This window comes from Streptomyces avermitilis MA-4680 = NBRC 14893 (assembly GCF_000009765.2).
Taxonomy (GTDB): domain Bacteria; phylum Actinomycetota; class Actinomycetes; order Streptomycetales; family Streptomycetaceae; genus Streptomyces; species Streptomyces avermitilis.
This window is the reverse complement of the sequence record NC_003155.5, coordinates 7,775,663-7,792,887: the sequence shown is the minus strand read 5'-3', so window position 1 is coordinate 7,792,887 and position 17,225 is coordinate 7,775,663. Positions and strand designations below refer to the sequence as shown.

Here is a 17,225-nt window from a genome sequence, read left to right as displayed (position 1 = left end):
TCCCGAAAGACACGCACCCCGGCAACCGTACAACCTTGTGCTACTTGCCCGTCTTGCGCTCCACAGCGGCCTTCACCAGGCCCGCGAAGAGCGGATGCGGGCGGGTCGGGCGCGAGCGCAGCTCCGGGTGCGCCTGCGTCGCCACCAGGTAGGGGTGCACCTCGCGCGGGTACTCGACGTACTCGACGAGCTTGCCGTCCGGGGACGTGCCGGAGAACTGCAGACCGGCCTTCTTCTCCAGCTCCGCGCGGTAGGCGTTGTTCACCTCGTAGCGGTGGCGGTGGCGCTCCTCGACGTACTCCTTGCCGTCGTACACCTCGCGCACGATGGAGCCCTCGGCGAGCTTGGCCGGGTACATGCCCAGGCGCATCGTCCCGCCCATGTCGCCCTCGCCCGCCACGATGTCGAGCTGCTCGGCCATGGTGGAGATGACGGGGTGGCCGGTGGCGGAGTCGAACTCCGTCGAGTTCGCGTCGGGGATGTCGGCCAGGTTCCGGGCCGCCTCGATCACGATGCACTGCAGGCCCAGGCAGAGGCCGAGCAGCGGAATCCGGTGCTCGCGGGCGTACTGGATCGCGCCCACCTTGCCGGACACACCGCGGTCGCCGAAGCCGCCCGGGATGCAGATCGCGTCGACGTCACCGAGCTGCCCCGCGGCGCCGGCCGGGGTCTTGCAGTCGTCCGAGGTGACCCACTTGATCTTCACGCGGGCGCGATTGGCGAAGCCGCCCGCGCGCAGCGCCTCGGTGACCGAGAGGTAGGCGTCGGGCAGGTCGATGTACTTGCCGACCAGCGCGAGGTTGATCTCGTGGTCCGGCTTGTGGACGCGGTCGAGCAGGTCGTCCCAGGTGGTCCAGTCCACGTCGCGGAACGGGAGGTCCAGCTTGCGGACGACATAGGCGTCCAGGCCCTCGCCGTGCACGGTCTTCGGAATGTCGTAGATCGAGCGGGCGTCGGGGCAGGCGACCACGGCGGCCTCGTCGACGTCGCACATCAGCGAGATCTTGCGCTTGATCGCGGTGGGGACCTCGCGGTCGCAGCGCAGAACGATCGCGTCTGGCTGAATACCGATGTTCCTGAGGGCGGCGACCGAGTGCTGGGTCGGCTTCGTCTTCAGCTCACCCGAGGGGCCGATGTACGGGAGGAGCGAGATGTGGACCACGAAGACGTTGTCCCGGCCGACCTCGTGACGGACCTGGCGGACGGTCTCCAGGAACGGCAGCGACTCGATGTCGCCGACCGTGCCGCCGACCTCGGTGATGACGACATCCACCTCGTCCGTCGCCATGCGGCGGATGCGGTGCTTGATCTCGTTGGTGATGTGCGGGATGACCTGCACGGTGTCGCCCAGGTACTCGCCGCGCCGCTCCTTGGCGATGACCGTCGAGTACACCTGCCCGGTGGTCACGTTGGCCGAACCGTCCAGGTCACGGTCGAGGAAGCGCTCGTAGTGGCCGATGTCCAGGTCGGTCTCGGCGCCGTCGTTGGTGACGAACACCTCACCGTGCTGGAACGGGTTCATCGTGCCCGGGTCGACGTTCAGGTAGGGGTCGAGCTTCTGCATCACGACCCGCAGCCCCCGCGCTTTGAGCAGCATGCCCAGGCTGGAGGCGGTGAGGCCCTTGCCGAGCGAGGAGGCGACACCCCCGGTGACGAAGATGTGCTTGGTCGTCGTGGATTTGGGCGGCATGGCCAAGAGGGGGCTCCCGTGGTCGCGGTCTTGAGGTGCGGTGCGGCTGCCAGAACCGGAGGTTTCCGGAGGTGCCGTCGCTGCGGTACGGGGGACCCTTATTCTCGTTGGGGCGCCCACCGGTCCACGGGCTACCAGGGTATCAGCGACGCGGGGAGGCTGCTTCCGGCCACGCTCTGCACATACGTCGACACGGACGTACGACCGTCACGTGACACTCACCCGTTGCTCACTCGTTCGGCGCAGTCGCGTTGCCGGGAGCGGCACGCGGATCATCGAGGTGCGACGTATCCTGCTCGGACACTCGCTGCCGAGCACCCCGGGAAACGGCAACACCCCCGCCCGTCTCCGGAACAACAAGAGCTCGTCAGTTCGTTGAACATCGACTGCACCATTTCCGTTGGGTCGGTGAACGACGACTTTTCACACCGACCCCTTGACCGCAAAGAGCGACCGCCCCTTTTTGAGGGGCGACGTGGCCGTTCGACTGGAGTTGCACGTGGCCGGGCGCATCGAAGACTACGCACTCATTGGAGACATGCAGATCGCCGCACTGGTCTGCCAGGACGGCACAGTGGACTGGCTGTGCCTGCCCCGATTCGACTCCCATGCCGTCTTCGCGGGACTCCTCGGCACGGAGGAGCACGGTTTCTGGCGCCTCGGTCCGGCCCACGCCTCCGACGCCGAGCCGCCCAGAGCGTCCCGGCGCACCTACCGCGGCGACTCGCTGATCCTGGAGTCCGAGTGGGACACCCCGCGCGGCACGGTCCGGGTGACCGATTTCATGCCGCCGCGTGACGGCGCCCCGCAGCTGATCCGGATCGTCGAGGGCGTCACCGGCCGGGTGCCGATGCGCTCGGCCCTGCGGATGCGTTTCTCGTACGGGCGTGTGGTGCCCTGGGTGCACAGGCACGAGGGGCGCACGGTGGCCGTCGCCGGCCCCGACTCGGTGTGGTTCGACACCGCCTGCGAGACCTACGGCAAGGGTCTGACCACGTACGCGGACTTCACGGTGGCCCCGGGCGACCGGATCGCGTTCGCCATCTCGTGGGAGCCCTCGCACAAGCAGCCGCCCGCGCTGCCGGAGCCGGAGCAGGCGCTGGAGGCGACCGAGGAGTTCTGGCGGGAGTGGGTCGAGCACTGTACGTACCACGGCCCCTACCGTGAGGCAGTGGTCCGCTCGCTGATCACGCTGAAGGCCCTGACGTACGCGCCCACGGGCGGCATCGTCGCCGCCCCGACGACCTCCCTGCCGGAGCACGTCGGCGGCGTACGCAACTGGGACTACCGCTACACCTGGCTGCGCGACGCGGCCATCACCCTCTCCTCGCTGCTGCGCACCGGCTACCGCGAGGAGGCCCGCGCCTGGCGCGAGTGGCTGCTGCGCGCGGTCGCCGGCGATCCGGAGAACCTCCAGATCATGTACGGCATCGCGGGCGAACGGGAGCTGGGCGAGGCCGAGTTGGACTGGCTGCCGGGATACGAAAGCTCGGCGCCGGTGCGCGTCGGCAACGGCGCGGCGCACCAGCTCCAGCTCGATGTGTACGGCGAGGTCATCGAAGCCCTGCACCTGGCCCACATGACGGGCCTGGCGCGCAACGACTACGCCTCGCTCCTCCAGCTGAAGCTGATCCGCTACCTGGAGAAGCACTGGGACGAGCCGGACGAGGGCATCTGGGAGGTGCGCGGTCCGCGCCGCCACTTCGTGCACTCCAAGGTGATGGCCTGGGTCGCGGTCGACCGCACGATCAAGCTGATCGAGTCCGGTGACGCGGACGGCCCGCTGGAGAAGTGGCGCGAGCTGCGCGACGACATCCACCGGGACGTGTGCGAGCGGGGCTACGACAAGGAGCGCAACACGTTCACGCAGTCGTACGGCTCCAAGGAGCTGGACGCCTCGCTGCTGCTCATCCCGCAGATGGGCTTCCTGCCGCCCGACGACAAGCGCGTGATCGGCACGATCGAGGCGATCCAGCGGGAGCTGTCGACGCCGGACGGCTTCATCCTGCGCTACCCGACCTCGGGCGAGGAAGAGGGCGTGGACGGGCTGCCGGGCGACGAGGGCGCCTTCCTGGCCTGCTCGTTCTGGATGGCGGACGACCTGGCGATGATCGGCCGCGTGGACGAGGCCCGCAAGCTCTTCGAGAAGCTGCTGGCCCTGCGCAACGATCTGGGGCTGCTCGCCGAGGAGTGGGACCCGACCCTCCAGCGCCAGGTGGGCAACTTCCCGCAGGCGTTCAGCCACGTGCCGCTGATCGACACGGCTCTCCGGCTGACGGCTTCGGGCGCGTACGGCGGCTGAGGCTCGGCCGGGCCCCCCGGGGACTGCCGACGGGCGGGGCCCGGCCGGGGCCCGCCCGTCGGGGTAGCGTCACCGCATGGACAGCCGTTCCGACAGCCGTTTCGACAGCCAGAACACCCAGGGCGCCGGGATCACCGTGCAGCGGGCCCTGGAGCTGCCCGGGCTGCGCAGCGGCCTGCCGGAGGTGCTCGCGGGGGCCGACCGGCTGCACCGCACGGTGCGCTGGGTGCACGCGGGCGAGGTGCCGAACATCGCCTCGCTCCTCAAGGGCGGCGAGCTGCTCCTGACCACCGGCTACGGCCTGGGCACCCGCCCCGCCGACCAGCGCGCGTTCGTCCGCACCCTGGCCGAGCGCGGTATCGCGGCCCTCGTGGTCGAACTGGGCCCCCGCTTCACCCGGCTGCCCGCGGCCCTCGTGGAGACGGCCAGGACCGCCGGGCTCCCGCTGGTCCAGCTGCACCGGGAGGTGCCCTTCGTGACGGTCACGGAGGAGGTGCACACCGAGATCGTCAACGGCCACTACGCGCTGCTCCAGCGTGCCGAGGAGGTCCACCGCCGCTGCACGGAGGCCCTGCTTGGCGGCGGCGGAGTGCCCCAGGTGCTTCGCATCCTGGCGGACTTCAGCGGCAACCCCGTCTTCCTGGAGACCGCGGACGGCCGGCTCCTGTACGCCGCCGGGGCCGGACCCGCGGACACGGATCCGCTCCAGGTGTGGGAGGGGCTGCGCGGGCAGCACAAGGACGCGCCGCCGGCCGGGACGACGATCGTGGACGTGCCCGGCGGCGGACCTGGCGCCGGCTCGGTCCGGGCCCGGCTGGTCCTGCTGCCGGTCGGCAACCCGGTGGCGCCGGTGCACCGGATCGCGGCCGAGCGGGCCGCGGGCAGCCTTGCCGTGGTCCTGATGCAGGCCCGCCAGGAGGAGGAGCTGGCGGCACGCGGACGCGGCGACTTCCTCACCGACCTCGCGGAGGGCCGTATCGACGCCGCGGACGCCCCCGCGCAGGCCCGGGTCCTCGGCTTCAAGCCGGGCGCCGGTCCGCTCCTGCCGGTGGTCATGCGGCTCGCCGACGGGCTCTCCCCGGGCGGCGGCTGGGCGGTGCTGGCGCGCGCGGTCGCGGAGGAGCTCGCGTCGATCGGGGTACCGGTGCTGCTCGGCGTACGTCCCGTCGAGGGCCGTGTCCCGCTGCTGCTCGGGCTGCGCTCGGAGTCCGAGCGGTCGGCCGTGGCGGACCGCGTCGCGGCGGCCCTGCGGGCGGGTGTCGAGCGGGCCGGTATGCAGCGGCCGGGGGCGCAGCCGCCGGTCGTGGTGGTCGGGGTCGCGGGCGGCTGGGCGGCCGCGTCGGCGGGGCTGCGGCACGCCGCGCAGACGGCGACGGCGGCCCAGGGGCTGTCCGACCGCCCCTGGTACGACGCCCGGCGTCTCGACATCGACCTGCTGCTGTGGCGGCTGCGCGACGATCCGGACCTGGCGGCGTTCGTGGACCGCGCGATCGGGCCCCTGCGCGACCACGACAACCGTTCCAAACCGCCGCTGCTGCCGACCCTGCAGACGTATCTGGCGCACGCGGGCCGCAAGGCGGAGACGGCCCGCGAACTCCACCTCAACCGGCAGACGCTCTACAACCGCCTCGCCCGGATCGGCGAGTTGCTGGGCACGGACCTGGACGACCCGCAGACGGTCCTGGCGTTGAGCCTGGCGCTGCGGGCCCGCAGACACGTCCCCTAGTCCCCTAGGGATCGGGGCAGCTCAGGGGAGCGGTGTCGGCTGGGTCAACTCGTCGTACACACTGAGCACTTGGGTGACCGTCTCGTCCTCCGTGGGCCAGCCGGCCGCCTGCCGTACGCCCTTCTCGCCGAGCAGCTCGCGGCGGCCGGGATCGTCCAGCAGGCGTACGACGGCCACGGCGAGCGCTTCGGCATCGCCGTACGGCACGAGTTCGGCGGCGTCGCCGACCAGTTCGGGGATGCCGCCGACCGCCGTCGCGACGAGTGGCACGCGCGCGTGGAGGGCCTCCTGGGCCAGGACGGAGCGGGACTCCCAACTGCTGGTCAGGAGGGCGAGATCGGCGGCCGCGAGCAGCTCGCCCACGTCGTCGCGCCGCCCGACGAGCCGCACCGGCAGCTCCTCGTCCTCGATCCGCCGTTGCAGGACCGTACGCAGCGGCCCCTCCCCCGCGATCACCAGCAGCGGCACCGGTTCGAGCCGACGCCATGCGCGCGCCGCGTCGAGCAGGACCTCGTATCCGCGCTGCCGGTCCAGGGAGCCGACGGACATGAGCAACGGCCGTCCCGTGGCGCCGAGTTCGGCACGGGCCTTGGGGCGCAGCCGGTCGGGGTCGTCCCGGTCGACGGGCTTGCGGAGCACCGGGAGGGCGACCGCGGCGAGCCGTGCGTCCCGGGCGCCCCGGCTGCGGGCCCGGTCGACCAGGTCGGAGGAGGTGCCGAGCACGACCGCGGCGGCCTTGGCGACCCGCCGTTCGAGCAGCCGCAGCAGATGGGCCCGGGTGCCCTCGGCCTCCGCGCGGGTGTGCCAGGTGACGACGAGCGGAGTGCGGCGCCCGCTGAGCGCGAGGGCGGCGCGCAAGGAGGCGTGCAGTCCGTGCGCGTGCACCAGGTCGGCGTCCGCGCAGGCGGCCCGGAGCGCGGCGACGGAGGCGGGGTCGCCGCTGCGGGGCACGGGGACGTGTTCGGCACCGACGCCTGCGAAGTCATAGGTGCGATCGGCCTCGGCGGGAGCGCACACGGTGACCCGCACACCGCGGGCGACCAGGCCCGAGGCCAGCGATCGCACATGCGCGCTGCTGCCCGCGCTGCCGCCGCCGAGCACCTGCACGGTGCGCAGCGGCGACTGGCCGTGCGGTGAGTGGCTGCTCACGAGGCTCACGTGGCCGGGGCTCCTGGTTCGGCGTCGGACGGTCACGAAGAAACGTACAGAAGGATCGTGCGGCAGGGGTGGACCGCGCGAAGTGCTCCGGTTCCCGTCAAGGATGCCAGGGCGCGGGGGTGTTGCGGGACCGGCGGGCGCGCGCTGCGACGGTGGTCCGGGCACCTCAGGGCGGACGCGGTCACTCACATGAGTGAGAAGCGTACCGAGTGCGAGCGCTGCGCGCGGGGTGGGACGCCAGGCCCCACCCCTGCCGGGTCTCCAAGGCGCGTACACGCGGTGCGCACCCACTCAGAGGGGCGCACGCTCACTTCCGCGCGCCGATCGAGCGTGCCAGCTCGCTCACCCTCTCCCCGTACACCGTCGCGGCCACCAACGCGGCGGCGTGGGCGAGGAGTCCGGCCCGTCCGTTGCCCGCGACGATCGCGGCGCCCAGCGCGGCACCGAGGGCGTGCGCCCCGCTGTCGCCGATCATCGCGCGCTCGCCGAGGTCGTCGGGCAGGACGGCGGCAGCTGCGCCCATGGCGGCCGCGGCCAGCTCACCCGCGGCTCCCTGCCGTAGCAACCCGGGGGCTCCCAGGGCCAGTACGGCCCCGGCGGCCCGCCCGGGGCGTACGTCCACGAGGTTGACGAAGTGCGCGGTCCCGGCGATGACGACTCCCGCCAGCGCCTTGTCCGGGAGCCGCTCCTCGAGGAGCGCCCCCGCGACGAGCCCGGCGGCGGAGATCCCGAACAACTTCACCGCACCGCTGGTGACTTCGCCCTTCCGCAGCGCGGCGAGATGCTCCCGGAACCCGCGCCGCGGATCCCCGGCCCCCGCGACGTCGTCGTACGCACCGCACGCCCCGGCGGCAAGGACCACGAACCCCGCGGCCGGCCGGACCCGCCCGGCCCCGAGCGCGGCACCGGCGACGGCGGCGGGCCCGGCGTACAACTCGACGGTCCGCCCGGCGTAGTTCTGCCGCTCCCAACGCCCCCGTCCGCCGGGCGCGTTGGCGCGCAGGGCGGCGATTCCCGCGCGCGTGGCCGCCGCGGCGAGCCCGAACGAGCCGCCTCTTCGTGTGATCATATGAACCACCCTAGGGACCGAAATCCGCGGGCCCTCCCGGGGCCCGCCACCCGTCCGCCGCCCGAGCCGTCGGGCAGACCGCTCCCCCGTCCGCCCCAGCTGACAGGCAGCCCGGTAACCGTCCGCCCCGGCCGTCACCGCGGACCCGCTATCCGTCCGCCCCGGGCGTCCGCCCCGGCCGTCAGCCGGGCGGCTATCCGTCCGCCCGGACCGCTATCCGTCCGCCCGGGCCGTCGCCAGCAGTTCCTCCGCGTGGGCCCGGGCCGTCTGGGAGTCCTCCTGGCCCGCGAGCATGCGGGAGAGTTCGCGGATGCGGTCCTCGCCCTCCAGGACCTTCACGCCGGAGCGGGTGACGGTCCCGTCGTTCGTCTTCTCGACCAGCAACTGCCGGTCGGCGAAGGCCGCCACCTGGGGAAGGTGTGTGACGACCACGACCTGCGCGCTCTTCGCGAGCCGGGCGAGACGCCGGCCGATCTCGACCGCGGCCTTGCCGCCGACCCCCGCGTCGACCTCGTCGAACAGATACGTCGGCACGGGATCCGTGCCCGCGAAGACGACCTCCACCGCGAGCATCACCCGCGACAGCTCACCACCGGACGCCCCCTTGGCGATGGGCCGCGGCGGCGCTCCGGGGTGCGGGGCCAGCAGCAGTTCGACCTCGTCGACACCCGCCGGGCCGTAGGCGACCGTGCGCCCGCCCACCTCCGCGCCCTCCGGGTCCTCGGTCTGCCGGATGTCGAACGACACGCGCGCGTGCGGCATGGCGAGCGACGCCAGCTCCGCGGTCACGGCGGCGGCGAACCGTTCGGCGGCCTCCGTCCGCGCGTCCGTCAACGCCTGTGCGAGCCCGCCCAGTTCGGTCCGCAGCGCGTCCCGCTCGGCGGTCAGCTCCCCGATCCGCTCGTCGTCGCCGTCGAGTTCGGTGAGCCGCGCGGCGCTCTGCTCGGCCCAGTCCAGCACGCCGTCGATGTCCTGGCCGTACTTGCGGGTCAGCTGGGTGAGGGCGGCCCGGCGCTCCTCGACGGCCGCCAGCCGCAGCGGATCGGCGTCCAGGTCGTCGGCGTAGCCCGCGAGCTCCCCCGCCACATCGCCCAGCAGGATCCCGATCTCGCCGATCCGCCCGGCGAGCGCGCCAAGGGCCGCGTCATGGGACCGTACGGCGTCCAGCGCCCGGTGCGCGCCCGCGACGAGCGTCGCCGCGTCGATGCCCTCGGGGTCCTCCGGATTGCCCGCGAGCGCGGCATGCGCGGCCGTGGCGGCCGACGCCAGCGCCTCCGCGTGGCCGAGCCGCTCGGCCTCCGCGGCCAGCTCCACGTCCTCGCCCGCGCGCGGTTCGACGGCCGCGATCTCGTCGAGCCCGAAGCGCAGCATGTCGGCTTCCTGGGCGCGCTCTCGCGCGCGCGTGGTGATCTCCTCCAGCTCCGCCGAGATCGCGCGCAGCCTCCGGTACGCCCCCGCGTACTTGGCGAGCGGCGCGGCGACCGCGTCGCCCGCGTACCGGTCGAGCGCCTGCCGCTGCCGGGACAGCTTGAGCAGCCCCTGCTGGTCGGTCTGCCCGTGCACGGCGACGAGTTCGTCGGCGAGCTCCGCGAGCACGCCCACCGGCACGGACCGCCCGCCCAGGTGCGCCCGGGAGCGCCCCTCGGCGGAAACGGTACGGCTGATGAGCAGCGCACCGTCGTCGAGTTCGGCGCCCGCCTCCTCGGCCCGTACGACCGCCGACCCGCCCGTGGGTACGGTGATCCGCCCCTCCACGACCGCGTTCTTCGCGCCGATCCGCACGAGGGCCGGGTCCGCGCGGCCGCCGAGCAGCAGCCCGAGGCTGGTGACCACCATCGTCTTGCCCGCACCGGTCTCACCGGTCACGGCGGTGAAGCCGGGCGACAGCTCGACGACTGCGTCGTCGATGACTCCGAGCGACCGTATCCGCATCTCCTCCAACACGGACACGACCTTACGAGGTCAGGGAGCGGAAGTGCGACGGGCCCCGCCCCGCTGGTGCGAAGGCGCAGGTGGCGGGAGCACGATCCGGAGCCGTGTCACCCGCGGGGGTGGCCCGCGGAAAGGCCGCGGAGGTGGGGTTTTCCCCAGCCCGGTGCTGGCGCGGCCCCCCTGTCGGCCCTGGGGCGCTCCCCATGGCGCAAGATCCACTCGTCGCGCCAGCCTGGACCCATGACCACCGGCCTGGCCCGAGCGGCCCTTCGTGCGCACCGACCCGCCTTCGCCGGGACGGCGGTCGCGGCGCTGTTCGCGTCGACCGTGGTGAGCGCGGCCACGTCGGTACTCCTGGCGACGAGCGCCGACGGGCTGCCCGCACGGGCCCGCGCACAGCTCGCCGAGAGCGAGGTCGGCGGCATGGCGGCCGTCCTGCTGATCGGCTCGATCTACATGTCGATTTTCGTGATCGCCTCGACGATGGGCACGGCCGTGGCGCAGCAGTACCGCGAGCTGGCCATGGTCCGCGCGATCGGCGCGAGGCCCCGCCAGGTGCGCCGCGCCGTCGCCGGACAGGCACTGGCCGCCTCGGTCCCGGCCGCACTGCTCGGATGCCTCCTGGGCGGCTTCCTGGCCCGGGCGTGGTGCGCGGGCATGAAGGAGCACGGTCTGCTGCCCCGGGAGGTCGTCTTCCACCCCGCGTGGCTCGCCCTGCCGGTGTGCCTGGGGGTGGCGGTGGTGACCTCGACGCTCGCGGCCCTGCTGTCCTCCCTGCGCTTCTCGCTGCTGCGCCCGGCCAGGGCCCTGGCCGAGGCCGCGGCCGGCCGCCGGCACCTGGGCGTCCTCCGGGCTCCGCTCGGCCTCACGGCGCTCGCGGGCGCGTGCGCCCTCTCCGTCCTGCTCTCCCACCAGCCCGCGGAGAAGGCCGGGCAGGGCGCGTTCCTGGTCCTCATCCTCTGCTGCGCCGGGGTGGGCCTGCTGGGCCCGCGCATCGTGGGTCCCGCGGCCCGCCTGGTCTCCGCGCTCGTCGGCCGCCTCGGCCCGAGCGCCCGGCTCGCGATGCTCAACGTCCGGTCCCAGCCGAGGCGTTTCTCGGCCGCGGTCGTGCCGCTCGTCCTCGTCGTCGGCTTCGGCCTGACGAAGATCGCGCTGCACACCACCGCCGAGCACCGCACGGGTTCGCCGGGCAGCCCGGGCGAGGTCTGGCTCGACTACGCGGGGACGGCGCTGTACGCGGGGTTCGCCGCGATCGCCGCCGCGAACACCCTCTGCATGATCTCCTTCGAGCGCCGCCGTGACATCGCCCTCCTGCGCGTCATCGGCACGCAGACCCGCCAGATACGCGCCATGGCGGCCTGGGAGGCGGTCGTGGTCGCCGGTACGGCCCTGCTGCTGGGCGCCGCGATCGCCCTCGGCACCCTCGCACCGATCCTCGACACGGCCTTCGGCTCCCCGGTCCCGTACGTCCCGTGGACCGTCCTGGCCGGGATCGGCGCGGGCACGCTGCTGCTCACCCTGTCGGCCACCGGACTGCCGGTACGTGCGGTGATGCGGCGCCGAGCGATCACGGTCGTCGGCGCCGCGTGAGAGCCGCATGAGACCTCGTGAGAGGCGTCGTGAGAGGCCTCGCGGGAGGCCTCGTACGGCAGGGCCGGCCTGATCCGCCGGACCGGCCTTAGTGCGGCGCCCCCCGCCACCCCGCCACCGGCAGCGCGAACTTGGCCACCAGCCGGTCGGTGAACGACGCATGGTGCAGCCGCGCCAGCCGTACCGGCACGGCGCCCCGGCGCACCTCGACCCGCGCGCCCTGCGGCAGTTCGACCGTCCGCCGCCCGTCGCACCACAGCACCCCGTGCGGCGTGTCCGGCTGGACCTCGACCGCGAGGACCGAGTTCGGCGAGGTCACCAGCGGCTTGGCGAACAGGGCGTGCGCGCTGATCGGCACCATGAGCAGCGCCTCGACCTCCGGCCACACCACGGGTCCGCCCGCGGAGAAGGCGTACGCCGTCGACCCGGTCGGGGTCGCGCAGACGATGCCATCGCAGCCGAACCCGGTCACCGGCCGCCCGTCGATCTCCAGCACGACTTCGAGGAGCCGCTCGGCGGAGACCTTCTGCACGGCGGCCTCGTTGAGCGCCCAGTCGGTGTGCACGATGTCGCCGTTCTTGTGCACGACGACGTCGACGGTCATGCGCTCCTCGACCTCGTACGCCTTCGTCACCACCCGGTCGACAACCTTGTCGAGATCGTCGCGCTCGGCCTCCGCGAGGAAACCGACGCGGCCGAGGTTGACGCCGAGCATCGGCACGCCGGAGGCGCGGGCGAACTCGGCGCCGCGCAGCAGCGTGCCGTCACCGCCGAGAACGATGAGCAGTTCACAGCCGTCGAGGCACTGCGGAGTCGCCTCCTTGACCAGCTCCACCTCGTCCGGCAGCGGCAGGTCGGCCGCCTCCGCCTCGAGGACGCGTACACCGAGGCCTGATCTCAGCAGCCCCTGTACGACGAGTTCGGCGCTGCGGATCGCAGCGGGCCGCCCGGTGTGGGCGAGCAGGAAAACAGTACGAGCTCGGGTCTGAGTCAACGCGGCCCCTCCGCCACTGCACGGTCAACGTCGGCCGGGTCCAGTTCGGCTGCTCCGGCCCGCAGCCACAGAAAGTACTCGACATTGCCCGAGGGTCCGGGCAGCGGGCTGGCCGTCACGCCCTTCACCCCGAGGCCCAGTTCCCAGGCGCGCCCGGCCACACCGCGCACGGCCTCGGCGCGCAACTCGGGGCTGCGCACGACACCACCACTGCCCAGCCGCTCCTTCCCCACCTCGAACTGCGGCTTGACCATCATCACCAGATCGGCCCCGGGGGCCGTGCACCGCACGAGGGCGGGCAGCACCAGGCCCAGTGGGATAAAGGACAGATCCCCGACAACAAGATCCACGGGCTCCCCATCGATCGCCTCCAACGTCAACTCGCGTACGTTCGTACGGTCCTTGACGGTGACGCGTTCATCGCTCTGCAGAGACCACGCGAGTTGTCCGTAACCGACGTCGACGGCGACGACGTGCGCGACCCCCGCCCGCAGCAGTACGTCGGTGAAGCCGCCCGTGGACGCGCCGGCGTCCAGCGCCCGCCGTCCCTCGACCGTCAGCCCCTGCGGTACGAAGGCGGCGAGCGCGCCGGCGAGCTTGTGCCCGCCGCGCGAGACGTAGTCGGGGTCGCTGTCGTCCTGGGTGACCAGGATCGCGGCCGCGGTCTCCACCTGGGTGGCGGATTTGGTCGCGAGGGTCTTACCGACGGTGACCCGGCCCGCGGCGATCAGCTGGCCGGCATGCTCGCGCGAGCGCGCCAGCTTCCGACGGACCAGCTCGGCGTCGAGGCGTCGGCGTGCCACTCCTGCCACGTTCGGTTCAGCTCCTGCGGTCGTACGAGGTGGGGGGCGCCGGAGGTCCCGGGCGGGCGTCGAGCGCGGTGAGCGCGTCACGCAGCCCCCGGTGTACATCCTCGTACACCTCGACGTGTCCGTCCGTGGCGAGGTGGTCGGCGTCGGCCAGCCGGTCGAGCTGGGCGTCGACCTCGGCGTTGCCGGTGGAGGTGCGGGCCACGTACAGGGGCGCGGGCGCGGCCGGGTCGTCCTCGGGTGCCGCCGCCTCCCGCGCAGGCTCTGTGGCCGACGCCTGTGGCGGGACCTCGGCCTCTGACACTGAGTCGCTCATGCCTCGACGCTACCCCGAAGCACTGGGGTACCGTCGATCACGATGGCGACGATCGAGGAGTGCCGTGCGGCACTCGACAAGCTCTCGGACAACATGGCGGCCTCCGAAGGGGAAGTACGCGGCGCGGCGGCCCTGGACCGCTCGCTGAGCTGCCGTATCACCGACCTGGACATCACCTTCGCCGGCCGGCTCAAGGACGGCCGGATCGAAGTGGTGGACACGTATGAGGGTCCGCCCCGCGAGAAGGCCCAGATACGGCTCACGATGACCGGCGACGACCTGGTCGCGATGGTCGACGGCGAGCTGAACTTCGCGAAGGCCTGGGGTTCCGGCCGGGTGAAGCTGGAAGCGGGCCTGCGCGATCTCCTCCGGCTCAGAAGTCTTCTGTAGCCGGTCTGTGCTGTGGCCGCCGCGGGGTGCGGTGTTCCGTGACCGCCACGGGCCGCGGCGCCTTCCGTGACCGCCACGGGCCGCGGCGCCTTCCGTGACCGCCACGGGCCGCGGTGGCCACAGCGGCCTTTCTGTGGCCGCCGCAGCCCCGCGACCGGCTCAGGAGCCTCTTTGGAGCCTCTTCTGCAGCCCGCAGCCCCGCGTCCGTCTCAGGAGCCCCCCGTAGCCACCGTTGCGGCCTCCGCGGCCGGTCCGGCCGCCGCGGCTGCCACCCGCGCCCTGCGGGCCGCCGGCACCACCAGCGGTGTGCCCGTCTCCGGGTCGTCGATGACCTGGCAGCGCAGGCCGAAGACCTCCTCGACCAGCTCGGCCGTGACGATGTCGTTCGGCGCCCCCTCGGCGACGGCCCGGCCGTCGCGCAGGGCGATCAGATGGGTGGCGTACCGGGCCGCGTGGTTGAGGTCGTGCAGTACGGCGACGAGCGTGCGGCCCTGCTCCTCGTGGAGTTCGGCGCACAGGTCGAGCACGTCGATCTGGTGCTGGATGTCGAGGTAGGTCGTCGGCTCGTCGAGCAGCAGCAGCGGCGTCTGCTGCGCGAGCGCCATGGCGATCCACACGCGCTGGCGCTGGCCGCCGGAGAGCTCGTCGACATAGCGGTCGGCCAGCTCGGCGACCCCGGTCGACTCCATGGACTCCCGCACGACCCGCTCGTCCTCGGACGACCACTGCCGCAGAAGTCCCTGGTGCGGATAGCGGCCGCGCCCCACGAGGTCGCCGACGGTGATGCCGTCGGGCGCGATCGACGACTGCGGGAGCAGCCCGAGCGTCCGCGCGACCTTCTTCGCGGGCATCGACTGGATGACCTGTCCGTCGAGCAGGACGCGCCCCTCGGCCGGCTTGAGCATCCGCGAAAGGGCACGCAGCAACGTGGACTTGCCGCACGCGTTGGGGCCGACGATCACCGTGAAGGAGTTGTCGGGAATCTCCACCGACAGCTGCTCGGCGATGACGCGCTGGTCGTAGGCGAGGGTGACGTTGTCGGCGGACAGGCGGTTCACAGTGCTCCTTCGGGTGTTCTTGTTCGCTCGGCCGCTCATATCCGGCCCGCCTTGCGCTCGGTGACGAGCAGCCACAGCAGGTAGACCCCGCCGAGCACTCCGGTCACGACGCCGACCGGCAGCTGGTCGGCGCCGAAGGCCCGCTGCGAGGCCCAGTCCGCGACGATCAGCAGGGTCGCGCCCATGCACATGGAGGGAATCAGGTTCGGGCCCGGCGAGCGGGTCAGTCGCCGGGCCAGCTGCGGCGCGGTGAGCGCCACGAAGCCGACCGGGCCGGCGGCGGCGGTGGCCCCGGCGGTGAGCAGCACGGCGGACAGCAACAGCAGCAGCCGTACGCGCTCGACGCGCACTCCGAGGGCGTACGACACGTCGTCGCCCATCTCGGTCATCCGCAGGCCGCGCGCGTTCGCCAGGACGAGCGGTACGAGGACGGCGCACAGCCAGACCAGCGGCCAGACCTGCTCCCACCCACGGCCGTTGAGCGATCCGGTCATCCACACCACCGCACGGGCCGCGTCGACGATGTCGGCCTTGGTCATCAGGTAGCCGTTGACCGCCGTGACCATCGCCGAGATGCCGATACCGACCAGGACCAGTCGATAACCGTGCACACCCCGCTTCCAGGCGAGCAGATAGATGGCCAGTCCGGTCGCGAGTCCGCCGACGAGCGCGCCGAGGGCGACCTGGGCGGCGCTGCCCGAGAACAGCACGATCATGACGAGCGCACCGGCCGTCGAGCCCTGGCCGACGCCGAGGACGTCCGGGCTGCCCAGCGGATTGCGGGAGATGGACTGGAACAGCGCGCCGCCGAGCCCGAGCGAGGCACCGACCAGGAGCCCGACGAGAACCCGCGGCAGCCGCAGCTCGTTGACGATGAACTCCTGGCCGGCGTTGCCGTTGCCGACCAGCGTCCTCAGGACGTCGGCGGCCGGAATCGGGAAGTCGCCGGTGCCGATCAGCACGACACTCGCGGCGAGCGCGGCGACCAGGAGCAGGACGACGACGGTGACGGCGCGGACGTCGAGCCGTAGGGACAGACCGCCGGGCGTGCGCACGGTCCGCGTGGGCAGCGCCGGCTTACGGGTGGTCTTCACAGCTGAGCCGTCCTCCGCCGTCGTACGAGATAGATGAAGACCGGGCCGCCGATGATCGCGGTGACGATGCCGACCTGGAGTTCCGCGGGCCGCGCCACGATCCGCCCGACGACGTCGGCGCCGAGCAGCAGGACGGGCGACAGGACGGTCGCGTACGGCAGGATCCAGCGCAGGTCGGGCCCGGTGAAGGACCGTACGACGTGCGGGACCATCAGCCCGACGAAGACGATCGGCCCGCAGGCGGCGGTCGCGGCGCCGCACAGGACGGTGGCGGCGGCCATGGACAGGGCACGGGTGCGGTTGAGGTTGGCGCCGAGCGCACGGGCGGTGTCGTCGCCCATGGCCATGGCGTTCAGCGGCCGGGCGAGGGCCAGCGCGAGGACCGTGCCGATCACCAGGAACGGCAGGACCTGCATGATCATCGAGTCCGTCGCCGAGGCCAGCGAACCGACCGTCCAGAAGCGCATCTTGCCGAGCGCGGCGTCATCCATGATCATCACGGCCTGGAGGTAGCCGTAGAGCGCGGCGCTGATCGCGGTGCCCGCGAGGGCGAGCCGCACGGGGGTGGCGCCCCGGCTGCCACCGAGGAACCACACCAGGGCCCCCACCGCGGCGGCTCCGAAGAAGGCGAACCACACATAGCCGCTCAGCGTCGTGACGCCGAAATAGGTGATGGCGGTGACGACGGCCGCGGACGCACCCGCGTTGATCCCGAGCAGTCCCGGGTCGGCCAGCGGATTGCGGGTGAGCGCCTGGAGGACGGCTCCGGAGAGCCCGAGCGCGGCGCCGACGAGCAGTCCGAGAACGGTGCGCGACCGCCGCTCACCGACCACGACGTCGGCATACGTCCCCGAGTCGTGGAACAGGCCGTGCCAGACCTGGTCCAGGGGCAGCTCTTTCGCGCCGATCGCGATGCTCGCCAGGGCGACGAGCACCAGGATCACAACGGACACAAGGAGCCCAACGGCACGTATCGCCCGGCGGGTTGGGGGCGCGGGGGCGGTCTCCGCGCGCTGTTCGGGGGGACTGTCGACCAACACGGGGGTTAGGTTAGCCTACCCTCGCTGCGGAACTCGATCCCGCCGGACCACGCCGCA

At 72.7% G+C, this 17,225-nt stretch carries 14 protein-coding genes; 4 read left to right on the top strand and 10 right to left on the bottom strand.

What is annotated here, in order from left to right; translation table 11 throughout:
• Positions 1 to 40: 40 nt before the first annotated feature.
• Positions 41 to 1,690, bottom strand: a complete 1,650-nt coding sequence (locus SAVERM_RS33445) for a CTP synthase (protein WP_010987904.1) — start codon at positions 1,688 to 1,690, stop codon at positions 41 to 43.
• Positions 1,691 to 2,189: 499 nt separating this feature from the next.
• On the opposite strand from SAVERM_RS33445, the gene SAVERM_RS33440 reads away from it, so the two are divergent.
• Both SAVERM_RS33440 and SAVERM_RS33435 read left to right on the top strand, forming a co-directional pair.
• Positions 2,190 to 3,992, top strand: a complete 1,803-nt coding sequence (locus tag SAVERM_RS33440; protein ID WP_042493852.1) for a glycoside hydrolase family 15 protein — start codon at positions 2,190 to 2,192, stop codon at positions 3,990 to 3,992.
• Positions 3,993 to 4,068: 76 nt separating this feature from the next.
• Positions 4,069 to 5,718, top strand: a complete 1,650-nt coding sequence (locus tag SAVERM_RS33435) for a PucR family transcriptional regulator (protein WP_010987902.1) — start codon at positions 4,069 to 4,071, stop codon at positions 5,716 to 5,718.
• 21 nt (positions 5,719 to 5,739) lie between these two features.
• Here the strand turns inward: SAVERM_RS33435 and SAVERM_RS33430 are convergent, their stop codons facing one another.
• From SAVERM_RS33430 to recN, 3 genes are all read right to left on the bottom strand, one after another.
• Positions 5,740 to 6,876: a glycosyltransferase family 4 protein gene (locus SAVERM_RS33430; protein WP_037646356.1), complete on the bottom strand. Its 1,137-nt coding sequence runs from the start codon at positions 6,874 to 6,876 to the stop codon at positions 5,740 to 5,742.
• A gap of 307 nt (positions 6,877 to 7,183) precedes the next feature.
• Positions 7,184 to 7,945 (bottom strand): hypothetical protein, encoded by a 762-nt coding sequence (locus SAVERM_RS33425; protein ID WP_037646354.1) that lies wholly within the window; start codon positions 7,943 to 7,945, stop codon positions 7,184 to 7,186.
• Positions 7,946 to 8,158: 213 nt separating this feature from the next.
• A complete protein-coding gene (gene recN / locus SAVERM_RS33420; protein ID WP_037646353.1) occupies positions 8,159 to 9,877 on the bottom strand; it encodes a DNA repair protein RecN in 1,719 nt (572 codons plus the stop codon).
• A 240-nt stretch (positions 9,878 to 10,117) separates the two neighbouring features.
• Between recN and SAVERM_RS33415 the strand changes: the two genes are divergently transcribed.
• A complete protein-coding gene (locus tag SAVERM_RS33415) occupies positions 10,118 to 11,467 on the top strand; it encodes an FtsX-like permease family protein (RefSeq protein WP_107083119.1) in 1,350 nt (449 codons plus the stop codon).
• An 88-nt stretch (positions 11,468 to 11,555) separates the two neighbouring features.
• On the opposite strand, the gene SAVERM_RS33410 is transcribed toward SAVERM_RS33415, so the two are convergent.
• From SAVERM_RS33410 to SAVERM_RS33400, 3 genes are read right to left on the bottom strand one after another with little or no spacing between them, the layout of a single operon-like run.
• Complete coding sequence (locus SAVERM_RS33410) at positions 11,556 to 12,461, bottom strand: NAD kinase (RefSeq protein WP_010987897.1); 906 nt, start codon at positions 12,459 to 12,461, stop codon at positions 11,556 to 11,558.
• The gene (locus SAVERM_RS33405) at positions 12,458 to 13,273 is read right to left on the bottom strand and encodes a TlyA family RNA methyltransferase (protein ID WP_010987896.1); all 816 of its coding nucleotides are present in this window, start codon (positions 13,271 to 13,273) and stop codon (positions 12,458 to 12,460) included. Before SAVERM_RS33405 ends, SAVERM_RS33410 begins: the two co-directional genes overlap by 4 nt.
• Before the next feature lie 7 nt (positions 13,274 to 13,280).
• Entirely contained in the window at positions 13,281 to 13,586 is a 306-nt protein-coding gene (locus SAVERM_RS33400; protein ID WP_010987895.1) for a hypothetical protein, read from the bottom strand.
• A 42-nt stretch (positions 13,587 to 13,628) separates the two neighbouring features.
• Between SAVERM_RS33400 and SAVERM_RS33395 the strand changes: the two genes are divergently transcribed.
• Entirely contained in the window at positions 13,629 to 13,976 is a 348-nt protein-coding gene (locus SAVERM_RS33395) for an SCP2 sterol-binding domain-containing protein (protein WP_010987894.1), read from the top strand.
• A gap of 209 nt (positions 13,977 to 14,185) precedes the next feature.
• On the opposite strand, the gene SAVERM_RS33390 is transcribed toward SAVERM_RS33395, so the two are convergent.
• From SAVERM_RS33390 to SAVERM_RS33380, 3 genes are read right to left on the bottom strand one after another with little or no spacing between them, the layout of a single operon-like run.
• Positions 14,186 to 15,073, bottom strand: coding sequence for an ABC transporter ATP-binding protein (locus SAVERM_RS33390; protein ID WP_010987893.1), 888 nt, complete (start codon positions 15,071 to 15,073; stop codon positions 14,186 to 14,188).
• Entirely contained in the window at positions 15,070 to 16,128 is a 1,059-nt protein-coding gene (locus SAVERM_RS33385) for a FecCD family ABC transporter permease (RefSeq protein ID WP_010987892.1), read from the bottom strand. The genes SAVERM_RS33390 and SAVERM_RS33385 overlap by 4 nt, the downstream gene beginning before the upstream one ends.
• A complete protein-coding gene (locus SAVERM_RS33380) occupies positions 16,125 to 17,168 on the bottom strand; it encodes a FecCD family ABC transporter permease (protein WP_010987891.1) in 1,044 nt (347 codons plus the stop codon). Before SAVERM_RS33380 ends, SAVERM_RS33385 begins: the two co-directional genes overlap by 4 nt.
• Positions 17,169 to 17,225: the final 57 nt, after the last annotated feature.

Excerpts from the sequence above, each read along its gene's own strand:
- SAVERM_RS33445 (WP_010987904.1), bottom strand. The coding sequence starts at position 1,690 with ATGCCGCCCAAATCCACGACGACCAAGCACATCTTCGTCACCGGGGGT.
- SAVERM_RS33435 (WP_010987902.1), top strand. The coding sequence starts at position 4,069 with ATGGACAGCCGTTCCGACAGCCGTTTCGACAGCCAGAACACCCAGGGC.
- SAVERM_RS33425 (WP_037646354.1), bottom strand. The coding sequence starts at position 7,945 with ATGATCACACGAAGAGGCGGCTCGTTCGGGCTCGCCGCGGCGGCCACG.
- recN (WP_037646353.1), bottom strand. The coding sequence starts at position 9,877 with ATGCGGATACGGTCGCTCGGAGTCATCGACGACGCAGTCGTCGAGCTG.
- SAVERM_RS33415 (WP_107083119.1), top strand. The coding sequence starts at position 10,118 with ATGACCACCGGCCTGGCCCGAGCGGCCCTTCGTGCGCACCGACCCGCC.
- SAVERM_RS33400 (WP_010987895.1), bottom strand. The coding sequence starts at position 13,586 with ATGAGCGACTCAGTGTCAGAGGCCGAGGTCCCGCCACAGGCGTCGGCC.
- SAVERM_RS33395 (WP_010987894.1), top strand. The coding sequence starts at position 13,629 with ATGGCGACGATCGAGGAGTGCCGTGCGGCACTCGACAAGCTCTCGGAC.
- SAVERM_RS33390 (WP_010987893.1), bottom strand. The coding sequence starts at position 15,073 with ATGAGCGGCCGAGCGAACAAGAACACCCGAAGGAGCACTGTGAACCGC.